Raw genomic sequence first — 21,086 nt, forward strand, 5'->3', positions numbered from 1 at the left:
TATTTATGTTTAAAAAAATTAAAAACCGCTAATTTTCTTTTTTTGAAGATTAGTGGTTTTTTATAATTCAATTTCTATATTATATTTTTATATTTACTGTTCTGCTTTTAATATTATTTTTTCATCATTTTCTTTTTGTAATTTAGATATTAAATCCTGTCTTGATATTTGACCTAAATCTCCTAAATCTCTTGAACGAACAGCTACACTGTTTGTTTGCTCTTCTTTTTCCCCTACTACCAACATATACGGTACTTTTTCAAGTTGTGATTCTCTTATTTTAAAACCTATCTTCTCTGCTCTTGAATCCACTTCTACTCTAAATCCTAAAGATTTTAATTCTTTTTGTACTTCATAAGCGTAATCGTTAAATTTGTCGGAAATAGGAAGTATTTTTACTTGTACAGGTGATAACCATAATGGGAATTTACCTGCAAAATGCTCTATTAATATTCCTATAAATCTTTCTATACTTCCAAATATAGTTCTGTGCAACATTACAGGACGTTTTTTCTCATTGTTGCTGTCTATATAGTGAATATCAAATCTTTCAGGCATTTGGAAATCCAATTGTATTGTACCGCATTGCCAAGTTCTTCCTATTGCATCTTGTAGGTGGAAATCTATTTTAGGTCCGTAAAAAGCTCCATCACCTTCATTTACTATATAATCTATATTTTTTTCTTTTAAAGCATCTATAAGTCCATTTGTAGCTATATTCCATTGCTCCTCTGTTCCCATAGAATTTTCAGGTCTTGTAGATAATTCAACATGATATTTAAAATTAAATATGCTGTAAACATAATCTGCAAGTTCTATTACTCCTATCAGCTCATCTTTAACTTGTGAAGGTAATACATATAAATGCGCATCATCTTGTGTAAATGCTCTAACTCTCATAAGTCCATGCAAAGCTCCGGAGAGTTCATGTCTGTGAACAAGTCCCATTTCTGCCCAACGAAGAGGTAAATCTCTATAACTGAACATATATGATTTATAAGTCAATATAGAACCTGGGCAATTCATAGGTTTAATAGCGTAATCTTCATCATCTATTTTTGTAAAGTACATATTTTCTTTATAATGATCCCAGTGTCCTGATTGATGCCATAACCCTTCGTTCAAAATTATAGGAGTCTTTATCTCATCATATCCTCTTTTTTCATGTTCTTGCCTCCAAAAGCTTTCAAGTCTATTTCTAAGAATCATGCCCTTTGGATGGAAAAACGGAAATCCGGGTCCTTCTTCATGCATCGAAAATAAATCAAGCTCTTTTCCAAGTTTTCTATGGTCTCTTAATTTTGCTTCTTCAAGCAATTTTAAATAATCATCAAGCTCTTTTTTCTTTTCAAATGAAATTCCGTACAATCTTTGTAATTGCTTATTATTAGCGTCAGCTCTCCAATATGCACCTGCTATTGATGTAAGTTTTACAGCTTTTACAAATTTTGTATTTGGAAGGTGCGGACCTGCACAAAGGTCTACAAATTCGCCTTGTTCATAAAGTGATATAACAGCATTTTCATCAAGAGATTCTATTATTTGCAGTTTATAATCTTCGCCTCTTTTTTTCATTATATCAACAGCTTCTTGTTTTGATACTTCTTTCCTAATTATATCTAAGCTTTCTGAAACTATTTTTTTCATTTCAGATTCTATTTTTTCTAAATCATCTTGTGTAAGTTTTTCATCTAAATCTATATCATAATAAAATCCGTTGTCAAGCGCAGGCCCTGTTCCTAATTTTGCATTCGGATACAATCTTTTTACCGCCTGTGCCATAATGTGAGTAGATGTGTGCCAAAATACCATCTTACCGTCTTTATCGGCAAATTTTAAAAATTCTATGTCACAATCTTCTTTGATAGGTGTCATCAAATCATAAACTTTTCCGTTTATTTTTGCACCTACTAAACTTCTCGCAAAGCCTTCACTTATATCCTTTGCTATATCTAAGGCAATTACCCCTTCTTGATATGTTTTTTCGTCTTTACCTTGCAGTGTAATTTTTATCATAGAAATTTCTCCTTCTGTATGTTATTAATACTAATTTCATGTAAAATATATAAAATTACAACAACTTGTTAAAATATACTTTTTATTAAATTTTTCCAAGTGAAATTAGTATGAGTTTGACAATATTTATATCCATTTTTACTAAATTTAACACTATTTTTAATGATTTTGCTTATATTTTAATCTTTTTGTTTTATTATACCTTTTTTGTAGGAAGATATAAGCATTTCAAGATTATAGATTTTATCCATTATAGTTTTGCCTGTGTCTGTATCCCCTACTCTTTTTCTTTCTGTAACTGTTTCTATTACTTGTTTTGTAGATTTTATATCAAATCCTTCTTTTAACACTTTTTCTACAGATTCAAATGGATTATGACTTATAAGTGTCAAACCGTAGGAGTTATATGTCAATGTGTATCCTGCTATACCTGTGGTTTTTTGATATGCTTTTGAAAAGCCTCCGTCTATTACTAATTGTCTGCCTCCGGCTTTTATCGGGCTTTCACCTTTACTTAACTTAACAGGGGTGTGTCCATTTATTATATGAGAATCTTTTGAGTCCAAACCGAATTCTTCCAATATTTGTACCGCAAGAGTACCGTCATCTTTTCCCATAAGCTTGTAATACGGTGATAATGTTTCTTTATGTGTTGCTTTATCGTCTATAAAATATCTTTCAAATGTTGTCATCTTATCTTTTCCAAAAAGTGTAGAGTCTTCATTGCACCACAAAAACCACAAGAAATCCGGGCTCGTTTTTGAGCTGTCTTTTGAAAAGTATGCCTCTCTTGCCATTTGATCATATTTATCCATTAGTGTTTTGCCTTTATAATATTCTCCGTTTATCTTTTTCTTTTTAAAACTGCCGTCTTCATTTAATAATATGCATGCATGGAACAATAAATTATTGTTGTATGTACAATACATGCTTCCTTTTGCATACAAAAATCTTATATGCCTTGTAAGCTTTTCACTGTGAATAAAATTATTCGTTATTGCCTCTATTACATTTTTTTCTTCATTTGTCAATTTTATAGGATTTTTGGGATCTATGGTTGGAAAACTGTTGTCATTCAGCTTATATCTGACACCTTCTATTTCTATAGTGCAATCTTTTAAATCTATAGTATTTAATATTTTTCTCTTCTTCATCTCATATAAAGGATTTTTTCTTATTACATCTTCTTCAAGTTTAAATTGTATTATTGATATTGCCTTGTGCATTTTTGCAAGCAATTTTTCATCTATGTCAAAAGGTTTTTGAACAGATTCTTTCGGCATAAATTTAGCACATTCATCATCCTTGTAAACTTTGCTTGCAAAGGTTGCAAGTGGTAGTAAATTTATACCATAGCCTTCTTCGATAACATCATTATTTGCATATCTGAGTGCTATCCTAACTGCATTTGCAACACACACTTGACTTCCTGCAGCTGCACCCATCCATAATATATCATGGTTTCCCCATTGTATATCAAGGTTTTTTTGGCTCATTAAAGTATCCATTACTTCATGCGGAGCAGGTCCTCTGTCGTATATATCTCCTATTATATGTAAATGGTCTATCGTAAGGTTTTTTATAACTTGCGAAATTTGTATTATAAATAAATCTGCTCTTTCATATTCTACAAGACTTTTTATTATCTGTGTATAATATTCTTTTTTATTAAATCTGTGTTCATCTTCTTGTAAAAGCTCTTCCATTATGTATGCAAAATCTTTAGGTAACGTCTTTCTGACCTTCGATCTCGTGTATTTTGATGAAGCGGCTCTTGTTACTCTCACCAATCTGTATATGGTAAGTTCATACCAATTATCCAAAAGTCTTTCATCTTTTTTCTTTTTTATAAGCTCCAATTTTTCTTTTGGATAATATATCAATGTTGTAAGCTCTTCCAAGTCTTCTATACTGACAGTCGAACCAAGCTCTTCATATACTTTTCTCCTTATGGCTCCGGATGCGTTTTGCATAACGTGGTTAAATGCTTCAGCTTCACCATGTATGTCTGTCAAAAAATGCTCAGTACCCTTGGGTAAATTCAAAATTGCTTTTAAATTTACCACTTCTTCAACAGCACTTGTTATGTTAGGATAGGAAGTTGATAATAATTCTAAATACTTGATATTTTGTCGTAACTCTTCATTTGATATAGTTATCATTTAATAACACCTCTTTAAAAAAATTAACCATAAATAGCAAGATAATACTAAATACTATTTAAAATAGCATTTAATGTTACAATATAAAAAATGCGTTTGAATGTGTTTGATTGAGGTTATCTATTGACTGTATAGCTAAAAGCATTACTAATCAAATACATTCAATTCAGCATTTTTATTATATATTGTTTAATTAGGTAATAGTATAAGACTATATTTTTGGTACACTACTCTTTTGAATTGTCAAACAATGCCTCTACAAAGTTATTGTAATCAAATTCTTGCAAATCATCTACTTTTTCTCCAACTCCTATAAATTTAATAGGTATTTTGTATTCATCTATTATAGACAATACAACTCCGCCCTTTGCAGTTCCGTCTAATTTTGTCAATATTACCCCTGTCAAATTTACGGCTTCATTGAAAGTTTTTACTTGATTAAGTGCATTTTGTCCTGTTGTTGCATCTATTACAAGCAATATTTCTTTTTTTGCATCAGGATATTCTTTATTTACAGTTCTCATTATTTTTCCAAGCTCATTCATAAGATTTACTTTGTTGTGCAATCTTCCGGCAGTATCACAAATAAGTATATCAATATTTTTTGATTTAGCTTTTTGCATTGCATCAAATATTACTGCAGAAGGATCGCTACCACTTTCTTTATGTCTTACTATATCCACATCTGCTCTTTTAGACCATATTTCAAGCTGTTCTTCCGCTGCAGCTCTGAATGTATCTCCTGCAGCAAGTAATACGGATTTCCCTTCTTTTTTAAATTTTGATGCAAGCTTTCCTATTGTAGTAGTTTTACCAACACCATTAACTCCAACTATTATTATAATGCTCTGTTCATCATATACATCTAACTTGCTGTTGTTATCTTTTAACAATTCACTTACTACTTCTTTAAGTTCAGGTTTTACAAGGTTTATGTCGTTTATATTCTTCTTTTTTATATTGGATTTTAAATTTTCCACAATCTTTATTGTAGTTTCAAAACTTATATCACTTGTTATAAGTATTTCTTCTATTTCTTCATATAATTCATCATCTATTTTTATATAACCTTTAAACAGATTGTCAAATTTTGATGTAAAAGAATTACTTGTCTTTTTTAAGCCTTCTTTTAATCTTGCAAATAATCCTTTTTTTTCTTGTTCAACTACTGCAGTTTCTTCAACCGCTACCGTTTTTTCATTTTCTAAAGTTTCACTAACTTCTTCATTATTTGTATCTTCTTGAAGCTCTTGTTTATCTTCGATATTATCTTGTGAGTGTATTTCTAAATCTTGAGTTTCATTATCTGATTTAAAGCTTTCTTTAAAATCTTCTTGTATATTTATATTTTTTTCTTTTGAGTCTAATATTTTCTTAAAGCTGTTATTATTATCTGTATTTTTAATTTCTTCTATCTTTTCAGGAAATACTTCATCAATTTCTGAAGATAATAGGTCTTCTTCCAATTTTTCTTCATCTTCTATTACTTCTTCATCAATTTTTTGAATATCTTCTTCTTTTACTTCATCTTTTTTAAATATATTTTCAAAAAAATTTTTTAAACCCATATCTACTCCTTAAAATATGATATAAATTTAATTCAAATATTTAGATTTTCCTCTTAATTGAGTGCTTATAATATTTTTTGTCTTAAGTTTTAAATATCTTCTGTTTTGTCCTGATACATCTACTGTCAATATAAATTTTATATTTTCTTTGTAATCGAAAAATGTATATATATCATAGTCTACTTTTACTGTATCTATTGAATATTTTATTCTTATTTCAGAATCTAAAGTACTTATAATACTACCTATAAAGTCTCTTATATCATTTTCAAACATAGGATAATCATTCATAGTCATATATGATACGTTGCCTGAAAAATCTATAGTAGCTAAATGCACTCTTGAAGTTTCAAGCATACAATCATATACAAATAAATCCTCATATCCAAATTCATCTGTTATATCTATACAATTTATTATCTTTATATTTTCTCTTATATCTTTTAATAATTGATTACTTTCTAATTTATTGTGTGATTCTTTCAATTATATCCCCCTTAAACAATATAAAAAATTTTATGTTTTTATTTTATTGTTCTGACGGTTCTTTTTCAGATGAATATATTACATTTAATTGATTGTTTTTAAATTCAAAACCTATATACCATTTTGTATATTCATTATCTGTTTCAATCAATATGTTTTTATTTTTAGAATTTGCTATATTGGTAAGTGTAAATTTAGGATAAAATCCGCCATCTCCATCTTTAGGCATTCTTCCTAAATAACTTCCTGATTTGCTTCCAATTATCAAATACAGATTTTTATAATACCTGCTTGTGTATTTAGGTTTATCTCCAACTAATAATATACTTACTTTTTCACCATCGATTATACCTTCTACACCATCTTGTCTTTGTATTATAGTAGGTCTTTCTCCTAAATTGTGTCCATCTGGATTAGGGTAATACTCTAACCACATCTTAGCCATACACTGTCCGCTGTCTTCGTAAAATATGCTGTATCTGACGGAATCTTTTACCCAATAAGTTTTTCTTTCATCAAGGCTTTTTTCTTTATTCAATAATGTATCTTGAACAGGTGTTCCCAACTGCTTTTTCATCTCATCATATACACTTTGTATATCATTTTTTTCAACCTTTAGGTTTATTTGATAAATTCTTGTATACAGACCATAGTAATATCTTGCTTTAAACATCTTTCCAAACCATTTTTGATTATAATCTACATACTGATTGTCGTAATCCTGTCCATTTCCTTCTTCTCCTTCGCCGAATTTTATTATTAAATCTTCTTTAAGCATAGAAAACGCATCAAAAGGTAGGATAGGCATATCCAATGCCACATCGGTTGTTTTTACATTATCAGCTTTTAAATCCGGCTGTTTGCTATAATACAGCAGATATATTCCTACTACTGATACAATAACTATTATTGTTATCACTAATATCAAACGTCTAAATTTTTTTTCTTCCAACATTGTCTACTCCATTGCCAAAAGTTTTACTTCCAATACTCTACTTTTGTCCTTAATTTTATTTACTAATTTGTATATAGTTATATCCATTTGTGACATATCGAGGGTTATTGTTATAGTTGCCACATTATTTATAGGTATAGTCTGATTTATTGTCAGTATATTTGCTTTTTCCTTTGCCAATATATCTAAAATTTCAGATAATATACCTGATATGTGCTCGAGCGAAAACTCTATTGTTGCCTTATTTCCGTTTACACTTCCGGATGCATTAAAAACATAATCTTTATATTTATAATATGAGCTTCTGCTTATATTGGCTTTTTTTACAGCATCACTTACTCCTTTTGCTTTTCCTGAAATAAGTAATTGTTTTGCCATTACAACTTTTGAAAATACTTCCGGTAAAACTTCACTATCCACCAACAAAAGTTTTTTTGTCTCCATTATACTCAAACACACCTCCATAAAAGAGTTATTCTTTGACTGATTTTAATTATTTTTATAAAATCATATATTTAGATTATATCACAAAAAACAAGTGCTATCAAATAACTTTGTATATTTCATCAGAATCAGGTTCTTCAATTTCTATCAAATAGCCATCTTTTTTCATCAATAATTTATTATCATCAGTAATTTTACCAATCTTTGTAAAACTTATATCAGCGATTTTTTCAGATATTTCTTCATTTGTTATTATTAACATACAACCGCTTGAAATTAATCTGAGCGGATCTATATTGTAAAATTTGCTTATTTTTTTAGTTATACTGTTTATTTTTATTTTGTCATAGTCTATCATACAACCTTTTTGTGCATAACTGCATATTTCATATAATGCACCCAGTATTCCGCCTTCAGTCACATCATGCATAAGTGAAATTTTTTTATTTTTAAGTAGTTTTGATTCTTTTACTACACTCAATTTTTCCAAAAATAACTTTGCAGTTTCAAATTCTTCATCTGTTAAAACCTCTTTTAATTCTTCTCTTTTTTCACAAGCGATTATCATACTTCCTTCAAGAGAAATTTCTTTACTCATATATATGTTGTCGCCTGATTTTATAGGTTCTGTTTCCTCATATCTTTTTTTGTCAAGTTTTCCAAGTGCAGTCACACATACTAATATTTGATTTACAGCAGTTGTAACCTCTGTATGTCCTCCTACTATTTGTACATCATTTTTAATACACTCATCAGATATGTCCTTCATTATCTGATATATTTTTTCTTCTGTCGTGTTTTCAGGGCAAAGAAGTGTTACTGTTATTGCAAATGGCTCTGCAAATGATGTTGCAATATCATTAAGGTTTATTATTACGGATAATTTACCTATATTTGTATCTGTTGCAGTTATAGGATCAGTTGTTATGGAGATTATATTATCCTCTGTGTAAAAATATCCGCAATCTTGACCTACAAGAGGCATTGTAATAACTTCTTTTCTCCTTTTACCTAAATTTGAGTATATGAGTTTTTTTAATTGATTGACTGTTAGTTTTCCATTTTTTATGATACTCACTTTGTTCACCTATACATTTTTAATAAAATCAAGCACTTCTTGAACATTTTTAAGCGTTAATATTTTTTCAAATTGTTCTTCCGTTATTACTTTTACACCAAGTGAATTTGCCTTTTCCAATTTTGAGCCTGCATTTTCTCCTGCCACCACAAAGTTTGTATTTTTGCTTACAGAACTTGACAATTTGCCTCCATTTTCTTCAACTGTTTTTTGTATATCATCTCTTTTAAACTTTATAAGCGTACCTGTAGCAACAATTTTTAAAGAAGAAAATATAGCTGTTTTTGTATCTATATTTATGTCTGATTGAGGATTTATTCCATATGACATTAATTTTTCAATCAAGGCTCTATTTTCATCTATTTCAAAAAATTCTACCAAGCTTTGTGCCATTTTATCGCCTATTTCATCAATTGATGTCAATCTTTCTACATTTGTGTCCATTATTTCTTTTATATTGGCAAAATTCTTGGCAAGTACTTTTCCGGCATTTGCACCTATGAATTTTATTCCGAGTGCAAAAATAAATTTTTCTAAAGGTGTATTTTTTGACTCTTCAATAGACATCATAAGATTATTTACAGATTTTTCTCCTAATCTCGGCAACATTTTCAAAACTTCAGGTTTTAATGAGTATATATCCGATATATCTTTTATCAGTCCTTCATCATAAAATTGTACTACCAATTTTTCTCCAAATCCGTCTATATCCATAGCACCTTTTGATACAAAATGTATGATTCTGCGTTTTATTTGAGCCGGACAGGATATGTTCGTACATTTCCAAGATGCTTCTCCTTCAAATCTGACAGTTTTCGCTCCACATTCAGGGCAGATATGTGGCATAGAAAACTGCTTTTCTTCTCCGGTTCTGCTTTGCACATCTACTTCATAAACCTCAGGTATTATTTCACCTGCTTTTTGAATATAAGCATAGTCACCTATTCTTATATCTTTTTGAATTATATAATCTTCATTATGAAGCGTAGCTCTGGAAACTATACTGCCTGATATTTTTACAGGTTCCAATATTGCAGTCGGTGTTATAACGCCTGTTCTGCCGACTTGTACAATTATATCTTTTACTTTTGTTTTCACTCTTTCCGGCGGAAATTTATATGCTATTGCCCATTTAGGTGCTTTTGATGTGTTTCCAACTTCTTCTCTTAAATCAATATCATCTAATTTAACAACCATTCCGTCTATTTCAAATGGCAGTTCAAATCTTTTTTCTGACCATTTTTCTATCTCTGCAATCACTTCATCTATATTATTGCATAATTTTTTTTCAGGAGAAATTTTCATTCCCAAATCTTTTACATAATCAAGTGCTTTAAAATGAGAATGTATATCTATATTTTCGCTTTCTATATTGAATATAAAAATATCCAATTGTCTTTTTGCAGCTATTTTTGAATTTAATTGCCTTAAAGAACCTGCCGCCATATTTCTTGGATTTGCAAAGGGTCTTTCTTCATTTTCTATCTGTATTTCATTCAATTTATAAAAGATATCCTTAGGAATAAACACTTCTCCCCTTACATTTATATCAACATTTTCTTTCAGCCTTATAGGTATGGATTTTATGGTTTTTGCATTTTCTGTTACATCCTCACCAACAAAACCGTCACCTCTTGTAGCAGCAGATATAAGCATACCGTTTTTGTATTTTAAGAGAAGTGATAAACCGTCTATTTTAAATTCAACAACATATCTGGGAGTAAGAGTATATTCTTTAATTCTATTGTCAAAATCTCTGAGCTCTCCAAGAGAGTATGCGTTTGTAAGAGACATCATCTGTTTTTCATGTACAACTTGCTCAAATTTTTCAAGGACTTTTCCACCGACTCGTACACTTGGAGAATCTTCTGTTCTTAAATTAGGATATTTATTTTCAAGAGATATTAACTCGTTCATCATCATATCATAATCATAATCGCTTATTGTAGGACTGTCATCTTCATAATAAAGTTTGTTGTTTTTTTCAATTTCTTTTTTTAATTCATCAATCCTGTCCTTTGCTGTATTTATATCTAACATTTTTTCTCCTTTTAAAAATATCTGATAATGGAGTTTATGATACTATTGTGTTCTTAAAACTATCTTAATCTGACAAATATATCTATGTAATATTTTAAATAATAAGTTATATATATTTAAAAAATTATGTAAATCAATGTTAATTAAAATACTAAATATATTTTATAATTGATTTTATATCTTTCAATAATTTATGGTATATATTTCATACTAAAAACTATTTAAATTAAGATATGCTCAAAGATATTGAAAAATATCTACGTTTAAATAGATAATAGTATAAAATATAATAGTTTAGTATAAATTTATTTTTATAAAAATTTTATTTTCAGCATATTATAAACTGCTCTAACATCACAAGTCTCATCAACTGATGAGGAAATGTCATCTTTGATATAGATATTTTCTTATTTGAAATATCACTCACTTTTTTACTAAGGCCAACAGAGCCGCCTATTATTATGCTGATATTTTCTCTGCCAGTTTCATTTATAATATTACAAATACTCAAATTTTTACTTTGCTTTGCATCTATTTCAAGTGTTATGACATAATTGCCTTTTTTTATCTTTGAAAGTATCTTTGCACCCTCTTTTTCCTTTATCTTTTCTATTTCTGAACTTCTATTAATATTTTGGTTTTTTTCATCTTCTATCTCTATTATTTTTATATTATAGTTATTATCTGTTTTTTTCAATATATTTTTTTCTGCTTGTTTAAAAATATCTGATTTTAAGGCTCCAACACATATCAAATCTATATTTATCATCTTTACCTCTAAATTATTATCTTTGTTTTTTAAATACATATTGATTTTAAAGATTTTTTTCACACTTTTATTTTTAAAATAAATTAAAAGCATTGTCATCATACATATAATAGAGAATGCAGTTGTATTTATAAATGTTAGATATTGAGACGGAACAGATTTTGATAATGCTTCTATACCGAATGTGATAAAACAGACTCCGGATATTTTTTTCATCAAATTTTTCGGTATCTTCCCTTTTATTATTTTTCCTACGATTATTCCAAACAAACTGACAAATATCATACCAAGTGTAGTACCTATTAAAACAAGTATAGGATTTTTCCCTGTAAACACTATAGACATGGCAGTTATTTGGGTTTTATCGCCAAGTTCACCTATAAAAAAGCATAGAGCAACTGTAAATATAGCTCCAAATTTTGCTCTTATATCCTCTTTATCATCATTCTCTATTCTAAGTATGAAAGACTCGAAACCAAATAATAGAAACATAAGTCCTGCTATTATTTTTAATATACCTATATTTATAAAAGATGATAAAAATGTAGCAACAAGTACAGCTAAACCGTGATTAAACAAAATCCCCAATGATATCCCGAGTATTACTTGATACAACTTATATTGAGTGGCAAATATTAATGCTAAAAATTGAGTTTTATCACCCATTTCGGCGAAAAAAATGAGTAGAAACGATGATATTAAAGTTTCCAAAAAATACGCAACTCCTTTTAGTTATACAGTTTCAATATTTTTAATTGGTGAGCGATTATTTAACATATTCAAATAAGATTTTTTACAATTTAGAAATTCGAGCTGTAAATATTTTTAGAAATATATGATTTTCAACATTGTCTATTTAATGTGGTCAATTAAAGATTTTAATTCTTCCTCATCAAAATAATATTTTTTATTACAAAAATGACAACATATTTCTGCTTTTTTATCTTCTTCATATATTTTTTGCAGCTCTTTTTTACCTATAGAAATAAGTGCTTCTTCTATTCTTTTTCTACTGCAATCACATTCATATTTAACTTCATTTTTAGACAATATAACGCAACCTAAATCTTTTAAGATTAATTGCGCTATATCTTCAGGTGTTAAATCGTCCTCCATCAAAGAAGTTATTGATCTTATATTTTTTATATTGTCTTCAAGTTTTGATATAGTTTCTTCTTTTGCAAAAGGCATCAATGACACTATAAATCCTCCTGCATGTTTTACAGTATAATCTGTATCTACCAATACTCCAAGTCCTACGCTTGATGCAATTTGCTCAGAATTTACAAAATAGCTTGTCAAATCTTGTGCAATTTCTCCATTTACAAGAGAATTGTGTCCGACATATGGCTCTTTCAATCCTAAATCTCTTATTACTGTAAGTATTCCATTACTTCCTACTGCTCTACCTACATCTAATTTTCCGTCAGTTTCTCGTATAGGTATATCAACATCATAATTAGTAGCACAAGCTTTTACATATCCTTTAGAATTTCCTGTGCAAGTTATGTTGCCAATCAATCCGTCTCCTTTTATTATTAGAGATATTTTATTTTTTTCGCCTTTCATCATAAACCCCATAATTGAAGTGGCTGTTACAGCTCTACCAATAGCGGCACATACTACCGGTGTGGGATTGTGTATATCTCTCACGGTTTCTACCATATCAGTTGTCTTGGCGACATATACGGACACCTCTTTACAAAAGTCTGTAGCACTTATTATATAATCCATTTTTTCTCCTAAAAATTAAAAATAATCAATACTGTTTTTTATTATTTACTTACAGAATAAAATATTCTTTCATATTGATTTTTATACAGTTCTTCACTGTCTTTATTAACAAAATATTCTTTTTTTATATTTTTGAACCCTGATTTTTTTAATATGTTGTCTATTTCTTTTTCTGTATAGGCTTTTTGCTGGTGTTCTTCCTGAAATCTTTCATACAAGCCTTGTTCATTTTCTCTGAATATGTCAATATACATATCTATAATGCCATCTTCCTTATCATAAACATTTTGCCATACCATACAATACTCATCATCTTCTTCAAAAAATGTATTGTTAGAAAGTATATTGGAAATTTTATACTCAGAGCTTATATCAAATATAAAAAGTCCGTCTTTTCTGAGGTGCTCATAGCAAAAATCAAACAGATTTTGTAAATCATACTCATTTGTTATATAATTGATTAAATCATTTGCAGACAATATCATATCTATTTCATATATATCAAAATCTATATCACATACATCTTGTTGTATTAAAATTATTTTATCACCGTATTCACTTGTCTTTTGCTTAGCTATTTCAAGCATTTCAAAACTTTTATCAATACCTACAACTTCATATCCTTCAGATAAAAATTTCTTTGTTAAATTACCCGTTCCACAGCCTAATTCCAATATATTTTTTATATTTTTTTTCTCATTTCCCATAAGGGATGATATTTTTTTGAACCACTTGTCATAATCAATACCTGATATATTCATAGATTTATCATATATATTGCTGAGATATTTATATTCACACATAATTGTTCCTTTTATTTATCTATCTTCGTCTAATACACAAAATACATATGGTATATTTCTGTATCTGTCTTTAAAATCCAAACCATATCCTACCAAAAATTTATCTTCTATTTCCATTCCTATATAATCAGCTTTTAAATCAACTTTTCTTCTTTCTTGCTTATTAAACAGCACACAAGTTTTTAAAGAGTTAGGATTTTTTTCTCCAATATGTTTTATTAAAAACTCCATTGTTATACCTGTGTCCAATATATCATCTACTATTAAAACATCATATCCATTCAAATCATAATCTATATCTTTGAGTATCTTTACTTTTCCTAAATTTATTTCTCCATCTCCATAACTTGAAGTCATCATAAAATCTATTTTAGTGACAGGTTTTATATTTTTGGATAAGTCTGATGTAAAAAATAAGCTACCTTTAAGTATGGATACTATTAGAAGATTTTTATTTTTATAATCTTCTGAAATTTTTTGACCTAATTTTTTTGCTATATCATCAAGTTTTTCAGCAGTACAAAGTACTTCCCATTTTTTCTTTTCTATGTCCATTGAATTTGCTCCTTAGTTAATTTAATCATTTTATTCATATTTTGATACTATACTAAACTAAGGCACTCCCATTAACAAATAGAAGTGCCTTAGTTGAATTTATGCCAATTCTTTAGGTTTTTTATATAATGTCAGTATTGGTTGTGCCTTCTTGTCTATACAATCTTTATTGATAAGCACTTTTTCTACGTCATCTCTTGACGGAATATCATACATTATATCCATCATTGTTTCTTCCAATATACTTCTCAATCCTCTTGCTCCGGTTTTACGTTCTATTGCTTTTTTTGCCACTTCTGTCAGTGCTTCATCGTCTATCTCCAATATTACATTATCAAGTTCAAACAATTTTTTAAATTGTTTTACAAGAGAATTTTTAGGTTCTTTTAATATTTTAACGAGAGCCTCTTCATCTAAAGGATCAAGAGATACAACGATTGGAAGTCTTCCTACAAATTCAGGTATAAGTCCATATTTCAATAAATCCTCAGTTTGGACATTTTTGTATATCTCCCCTATTTTCATAGTATCTTTTGAAACTACTTTAGAGCCGAAACCGACTACATTTTTCCCTAATCTCTTTCTGACTATCTCATCTATTCCTTCAAATGCGCCACCAACTATAAACATAATGTTGGTTGTATCTATTTGAATAAGTTCTTGATTAGGATGTTTTCTTCCTCCTTGAGGAGGAACATTTGCTAAAGTTCCTTCTATTATTTTTAAAAGAGCTTGTTGCACTCCTTCACCGCTTACATCTCTTGTTATTGATACATTTTCAGATTTTCGTGTTATTTTGTCAATCTCATCAATATAAACTATACCTTTTTGTGCCTTTTCTATGTTGAAATCCGCTGCTTGTATTAATTTTAAAAGTATATTCTCAACATCTTCTCCAACATAGCCTGCTTCTGTAAGGGTAGTTGCATCAGCTATAGCAAAAGGAACATCCATAATTTTAGCAAGAGTTTGAGCCAAAAGCGTCTTACCTGAGCCTGTAGGTCCAAGAAGCAGTATATTACTCTTTTGCAATTCTGTTTTATTTCCTTTTTTATCAACGTGATATATTCTCTTATAATGATTATATAAAGATACTGACAAAACTTTTTTCGCAGCTTCCTGCCCTATTATATAGTCATCAAGAAAATCTTTTATTTCTTTTGGTTTAGGAAGATCATTTGAAGTTGAAGATAAAGATATGTTTCTGTCTATTTCTTCATTTATCATATTTTGGGCAAGATCTATACACTCATTGCATATATATACGCCTTTTCCGTAGATAAGTTTTTTTACTTCATTTTGAGTTTTTCCGCAAAATGAACATCTTACTATTTTATCATTTTTACTTGCCATCAATTTCTCCTAAATTAATTTTTATTTTCAACTTTATTTCTGTTTGTAATAACATCATCTATGAGACCGTATTGTTTTGCCTCTTCTGCAGACATAAAAAAGTCTCTTTCTGTATCTCTGTTTATTACTTCTATAGGCTGTCCTGTTCTTTCAGCCATTATTTGATTGAGATTTTCTCTCATTTTTATAATTCTCTCAGCGTGTATTTTTATGTCTGTCGCTTGTCCTCTTGTTCCACCAAGCGGTTGATGTATCATGATTTCACTATTAGGAAGTGCAAATCTTTTGCCTTTAGTTCCACAATTAAGAAGAAATGCTCCCATTGATGCTGCCATGCCTATGCATATTGTTGACACATCAGGTTTTATATATTGAATTGTGTCATATATAGCCATACCTGCTGTTATACTTCCTCCGGGAGAATTTATATATAGGGATATATCCTTATCAGGATCTTCAGATTCTAAGAAAAGTAATTGAGCTACTACAAGCGAAGCTGTTTGATCATTTACTTCATCTCCAAGAAATATTATTCTGTCTTTTAAAAGTCTTGAATATATGTCATAGCTTCTTTCTCCTCTGCTTGTCTGCTCAACGACTACAGGAACATATGCCATTATCGTACCTCCTCATAAACTGTTTACAGCAAAAAAATATTTGTTGTAATAAAATTATATTCTCTTTGTTTCAGCTTTTAAGAACTCTATTGTATTTCTAAGTATTATATTGTCAATCATATATTCTCTTTGTTCGCCTTTGAATATATCTTTTAATTTGTCTACTTCCATTCCATACATTTGTGCCATTTGTTCAAGTTCTCTTTCAACTTGATCTTCACTGTAACCTACATTTTCAAGTTTTTTTACTTTTTCTAACACCAATGAACCTTTTACTCTTTTTTCTGCTTCAGGTTTCATTTCATTTTTTAATTCATCTATTGATTTATTGATGTATTTTGAATACATATCAACGTTCATACCTTGATATGAAAGTCCTTGTGCAAATTCATTAAACATATGATCAGCCTCTGTGTCTATCATCTCTTGAGGTAAATCAATTTTTGAATTTTTCACTATTTGTTCAATTATATCATTTTCAAATTCTCTTGTAGCATCTTTTTCTTTTCTTTGTGATATAGTCTTTTTTATGTCTTCTTTTAATTGATCTAATGTATCAAATTCACTTATATCTTTTACAAATTCATCATCAAGCTCAGGTAATTGTTTTTCTTTGATTTCATTAATCTTTACATCAAAAGTTGCTTTTTGACCTGCTAAAGATTTCTCCATATATTCTTGTGGGAAAGTCACTTCAATTACTTTTTCTTCTCCTATGTTCATACCTATAAGCTGTTCTTCAAATCCATCTATGAATGATTTTGAACCTATTGTAAGCGAATAATTTTCTCCTTTTCCACCTTCAAAAGGAACTCCATCTTTTTTGCCTTCAAAATCAAGTTTAACAATATCTCCATCTTTAACTGCTCTATCTTCAATAGTTACAAATCTTGCGTTTTGATTTCTTCTATTTTCAAGTTCTCTTTCAACTTCTTCATCAGTTGGAGTAGTATCACCAAATTTTACTTCAATCCCTTTGTACTGTCCTATTTCTATATCAGGTTTTATTACTACTTTTACGTCTATAACAACATCTTTTCCAGTTTCTATTTCTTCTACATCTATAACAGGTCTTGCAACAGGTTCTATACCTATTTGTTCAACACCTTTTGAAAATTCTTCAGAAAAAGCGTCATTTAAAGCATCTTCATAGAAAAAACCTACTCCATAATATTTTTCTATTATTTGTTTAGGCACTTTACCTTTTCTAAATCCAGGTATGCTTATTTTACCTTTATTTTTATTATAAGCTTTTGTACAGTATTTTTCAAAATCAGCTGAGTTTATTACCATTTTTAATTCAGCATTATATCCTTCTTTTTTTAATAATTCTAATGACATTTTAGCCTCCCATTTTTTTCAATCTAACTTACATATTATATCATAAGTTTAAGATATTTCTATAATAAATTTTTATTTTGAAATATATTTTAACATATTTTAGCATATTTGTATAATGTTTAATATTAATGATTTAAAAAAAAATTGTTTTATGCTATAATTTTCGTAATGTATTTTGCTTTATAAAGGTGTATTATAAAATTATTATAGTCTGAAATTTGAATCAATTATGCCTAATATTTATGAAAATATTATAATATTGCTAAAAGCACTAATTTAAGATGCTAATTTTTAAATCAATTCATATATAACATTAAATCTTTTACGAGAAAGGAGAGTATGATAAACTCTTATCATACAATAAAACTATGGATATATCAAATACTGTACAACCTGTTTTAATAGGAGGAGATATAAACGCATACTCTGTTGCAAGAGCATTTCATGAACAATACGGTATAATAAGCATAGCTATTGCAAAAGATGTACTCGGTGCAACTGATAATTCTAAAATAATAGATTTTTATGTTGATGAAAATTTGACAGATATCAATCATTTTATAGAGTCTATGATAGAATTAGGCAATGATTTAAAAGAAGAAGGCAAGACAGCTATACTTATAGGCACAAAAGATGATTATGTAGATCTTATAATAAAATCAAAAGAAGAGCTGAAAGATTTATTTATAATTCCATATATTGATGAAACTTTAAAAAACAGTCTTATTAATAAAGAAAATTTTTATAAACTGTGCGAAGAAATGAATGTAGACATTCCTAAGACAAAAATATTGTCAAAAGATATGGAAATAACCGATTTTGGAATTATGTATCCAATTGTAATAAAACCTTCAAACCCTGTGCTTTTTTGGAGTGACAGATTTGAAGGAATGGAAAAAGTTTATATAGCACAAAATAAAAAAGATTTTATAAGAATAGTAAGACTGATATATTCAACTTATTATGATGATACACTCATAATACAAGAGTATATACCCGGTGATGACAGTAGTATATGGACACCATCGTTTTATTGCGACAGAAACAAAAAAGTCAAGATGATGGCATTAGGTCATGTACTTTTGGAAGAGCACGTTCCTACTGCAATAGGTAACGATGCAGCTATAATAATGCAATATGTAGAAGAACCTATGGAAAAGATAAAATCATTTTTAGAAAAAATAGAGTTCACAGGTTTTTGTAACTGTGATTGCAAATATGATTATCGTGATGGGAAATATAAGTTGTTTGAAGTAAATATACGTCAAGGAAGAAGTAACTACTCTGTAACAGCGGCCTGCGTTAATATAGCGAAGCTACTCGTGGAAGACAGAGTACAAAAAAAAGACCTTCCACTTATAAAACAAACAAAAGAATTATATTGGCATTTAATACCTAATTCAATAGTTTTCAAATATGTAAAAGACGAAAACTTAAAAAATAGAGTTAAAGAATTGATAAAAGAAGGCAAGGAAGTAAATACTTTCGATTATCCTTATGACCTCAAAAACAACCTGAAAAGAAGTATATATATAATGCTTTACAAGTTAAACCACATTAAAAAATATATACAATATATGCAATAATTATAACAACAAAACAGTAGGCAACTAATATTACTTTTTAGTTCTCTACTGTTTTATATTATTGTGAAGTAAATCAATACAAATCACCATTTAAGATACCAAGTATTTTATATTTGAAGAAATTATATATTTTACGGATTATAAATAATTTTGTTGTAATACAATCACATTGTTATTTAATAAGTTTTCAGTATAATACTGTTTTCTAATAAAATTATGGATAACTTGTATAATTATATAACATTCATATAAATAGTTTATTTGAAAAATTAATTATTATGATTTTTCCATTATTCTATAAGATTTTTGTATAATTATATATAATTAACTTTATTTATTATAAGTGTACATTCCTAATCTATCGTTTGCAATATACATTAACGGCAAAAATATCTTTTTAATACCGAGCGGAAATTTTTTCATTTCTCTTGTAAAATTTATAAGACCGATTTGTTTTAACTTGGGATTAAGTTTAACAAGCTCACTGCCGTCTTTCACTCCATATTCAAAATTTACTTTCATATGCTTTAAAGTATCGTGTTCTTTGGATCTCTTGACCAAACCTTTATACAAAAGATCAAAATGAGCCTCGAAACTGTCAAATGAATCAGTCAATATATTCAAAAATTTCTTTACTTCATCCTCTTTGAGATACATAAGTACTCCTTCTGATAATATTAAAAGAGGCTTTCCATTTGTTTTTATGTCTTTTCCCCAGCTTTCATCAAGTGCAGACTTAGGTATATCTATAACTCTTGAATTTTTTTCAAAAAGCAAATTTCTCTTTTCAATAACCTCAGGAAAATCCAAATTATACCAAGTTATTTTTCCGTTATCAACTCTTTCAAATCTTGTATCAAGGCCGCAACCGACAGATACAATTACACAATCAGGATTTTTTGCTATAAATTTTCTTGTTTCCTCGTCCATAACCTTAACCCTTGCAAGTGTTCCATAATAAGAACCCCACGCATTTTCAAACTTTGAAAAATCATAATCTATTTTCGATATGATTTGAGCCGCTTTCTTATCATTTATAATAGGTTCTTTGCTATTTGCATCTTTTGCCCTTATATAAAGTGTTATAAGTAATGTTTCCATTACACCGTCAAATTTAATTTCCATAACAAAACCTCCATATGTGTCCAAATTTATAAAGATTATTAAATAATAATAAATTTCTATACTATTATACTATCTTTATCAATATATGTATACAATTTTTAATTTATATATTGTATAAAAAAAGACTATATGCTTTTAAACACACAGTCTCTTAATGCTGATTTAATATAACAAATCATATTTACCGAAAATACTCAAAAATTATAAATATTTCAATATAAAATATTCAATTTCATATCGGCATAATAAATAAATTAGAACGAAAGACAGTATATACCGCTTGGTTAAAATCTATATACAACTTTCAACAACAATAAAATCATACTTGTAATTTCAAGCAAAACTGCCGTTATTATAAAAACAGATGATAATATTTTCATTAGTCCCTCTCTAATAAAACTAATACCATTGCTTAATTACCAATGGATAATTACTATATATTTTTTAATATCAA

At 28.6% G+C, this 21,086-nt stretch carries 17 protein-coding genes; 1 reads left to right on the forward strand and 16 read right to left on the reverse strand.

Annotation, left to right across the window (positions count from 1 at the left end):
* Positions 1-93: 93 nt before the first annotated feature.
* The 15 genes from thrS to tig all read right to left on the reverse strand — a co-directional run bounded on the left by thrS (position 94) and on the right by tig (position 17,921).
* Complete coding sequence (thrS, locus tag HMPREF9629_RS02745) at positions 94-2,016, reverse strand: threonine--tRNA ligase (protein WP_009524798.1); 1,923 nt, start codon at positions 2,014-2,016, stop codon at positions 94-96.
* Positions 2,017-2,195: 179 nt separating this feature from the next.
* Positions 2,196-4,178 (reverse strand): fructose-bisphosphatase class III, encoded by a 1,983-nt coding sequence (locus HMPREF9629_RS02750; RefSeq protein WP_009524799.1) that lies wholly within the window; start codon positions 4,176-4,178, stop codon positions 2,196-2,198.
* Positions 4,179-4,405: 227 nt separating this feature from the next.
* Positions 4,406-5,746: a signal recognition particle-docking protein FtsY gene (gene ftsY, locus HMPREF9629_RS02755; RefSeq protein WP_009524800.1), complete on the reverse strand. Its 1,341-nt coding sequence runs from the start codon at positions 5,744-5,746 to the stop codon at positions 4,406-4,408.
* Between the two features lie 27 nt (positions 5,747-5,773).
* Complete coding sequence (locus HMPREF9629_RS02760) at positions 5,774-6,232, reverse strand: hypothetical protein (RefSeq protein ID WP_009524801.1); 459 nt, start codon at positions 6,230-6,232, stop codon at positions 5,774-5,776.
* 43 nt (positions 6,233-6,275) lie between these two features.
* Positions 6,276-7,187, reverse strand: coding sequence for a hypothetical protein (locus HMPREF9629_RS02765; protein WP_009524802.1), 912 nt, complete (start codon positions 7,185-7,187; stop codon positions 6,276-6,278).
* Positions 7,188-7,190: 3 nt separating this feature from the next.
* A complete protein-coding gene (locus HMPREF9629_RS02770; RefSeq protein ID WP_330364370.1) occupies positions 7,191-7,631 on the reverse strand; it encodes an ACT domain-containing protein in 441 nt (146 codons plus the stop codon).
* A 100-nt stretch (positions 7,632-7,731) separates the two neighbouring features.
* The gene (locus HMPREF9629_RS02775) at positions 7,732-8,709 is read right to left on the reverse strand and encodes an AIR synthase family protein (protein WP_009524804.1); all 978 of its coding nucleotides are present in this window, start codon (positions 8,707-8,709) and stop codon (positions 7,732-7,734) included.
* A 9-nt stretch (positions 8,710-8,718) separates the two neighbouring features.
* On the reverse strand, positions 8,719-10,749 hold the full coding sequence (gene ligA / locus HMPREF9629_RS02780) for an NAD-dependent DNA ligase LigA (RefSeq protein ID WP_009524805.1): 2,031 nt from the start codon (positions 10,747-10,749) through the stop codon (positions 8,719-8,721).
* A 328-nt stretch (positions 10,750-11,077) separates the two neighbouring features.
* Positions 11,078-12,229, reverse strand: coding sequence for a TMEM165/GDT1 family protein (locus HMPREF9629_RS12075; RefSeq protein ID WP_009524806.1), 1,152 nt, complete (start codon positions 12,227-12,229; stop codon positions 11,078-11,080).
* A 141-nt stretch (positions 12,230-12,370) separates the two neighbouring features.
* Positions 12,371-13,252, reverse strand: a complete 882-nt coding sequence (gene hslO, locus HMPREF9629_RS02795; RefSeq protein WP_009524807.1) for an Hsp33 family molecular chaperone HslO — start codon at positions 13,250-13,252, stop codon at positions 12,371-12,373.
* A 41-nt stretch (positions 13,253-13,293) separates the two neighbouring features.
* The gene (locus HMPREF9629_RS02800) at positions 13,294-14,055 is read right to left on the reverse strand and encodes a class I SAM-dependent DNA methyltransferase (RefSeq protein ID WP_009524808.1); all 762 of its coding nucleotides are present in this window, start codon (positions 14,053-14,055) and stop codon (positions 13,294-13,296) included.
* A 15-nt stretch (positions 14,056-14,070) separates the two neighbouring features.
* Positions 14,071-14,610: a hypoxanthine phosphoribosyltransferase gene (hpt, locus tag HMPREF9629_RS02805; protein WP_009524809.1), complete on the reverse strand. Its 540-nt coding sequence runs from the start codon at positions 14,608-14,610 to the stop codon at positions 14,071-14,073.
* Positions 14,611-14,709: 99 nt separating this feature from the next.
* Entirely contained in the window at positions 14,710-15,963 is a 1,254-nt protein-coding gene (gene clpX, locus HMPREF9629_RS02810) for an ATP-dependent Clp protease ATP-binding subunit ClpX (RefSeq protein WP_009524810.1), read from the reverse strand.
* Between the two features lie 14 nt (positions 15,964-15,977).
* Entirely contained in the window at positions 15,978-16,580 is a 603-nt protein-coding gene (clpP, locus tag HMPREF9629_RS02815; protein WP_009524811.1) for an ATP-dependent Clp endopeptidase proteolytic subunit ClpP, read from the reverse strand.
* A gap of 54 nt (positions 16,581-16,634) precedes the next feature.
* Positions 16,635-17,921 carry a trigger factor gene (tig, locus tag HMPREF9629_RS02820; protein ID WP_009524812.1) on the reverse strand — a complete coding sequence of 429 codons (1,287 nt, stop codon included), beginning with the start codon at positions 17,919-17,921 and terminating at the stop codon, positions 16,635-16,637.
* A gap of 368 nt (positions 17,922-18,289) precedes the next feature.
* Between tig and HMPREF9629_RS02825 the strand changes: the two genes are divergently transcribed.
* Complete coding sequence (locus tag HMPREF9629_RS02825; protein WP_009524813.1) at positions 18,290-19,507, forward strand: carboxylate--amine ligase; 1,218 nt, start codon at positions 18,290-18,292, stop codon at positions 19,505-19,507.
* Between the two features lie 330 nt (positions 19,508-19,837).
* Here HMPREF9629_RS02825 and HMPREF9629_RS02830 read toward each other — a convergent pair whose 3' ends face one another.
* Positions 19,838-20,632 (reverse strand): class I SAM-dependent methyltransferase, encoded by a 795-nt coding sequence (locus HMPREF9629_RS02830; protein WP_009524814.1) that lies wholly within the window; start codon positions 20,630-20,632, stop codon positions 19,838-19,840.
* Positions 20,633-21,086: the final 454 nt, after the last annotated feature.

Source organism: Peptoanaerobacter stomatis, from assembly GCF_000238115.1.
Taxonomy (GTDB): domain Bacteria; phylum Bacillota; class Clostridia; order Peptostreptococcales; family Filifactoraceae; genus Peptoanaerobacter; species Peptoanaerobacter stomatis.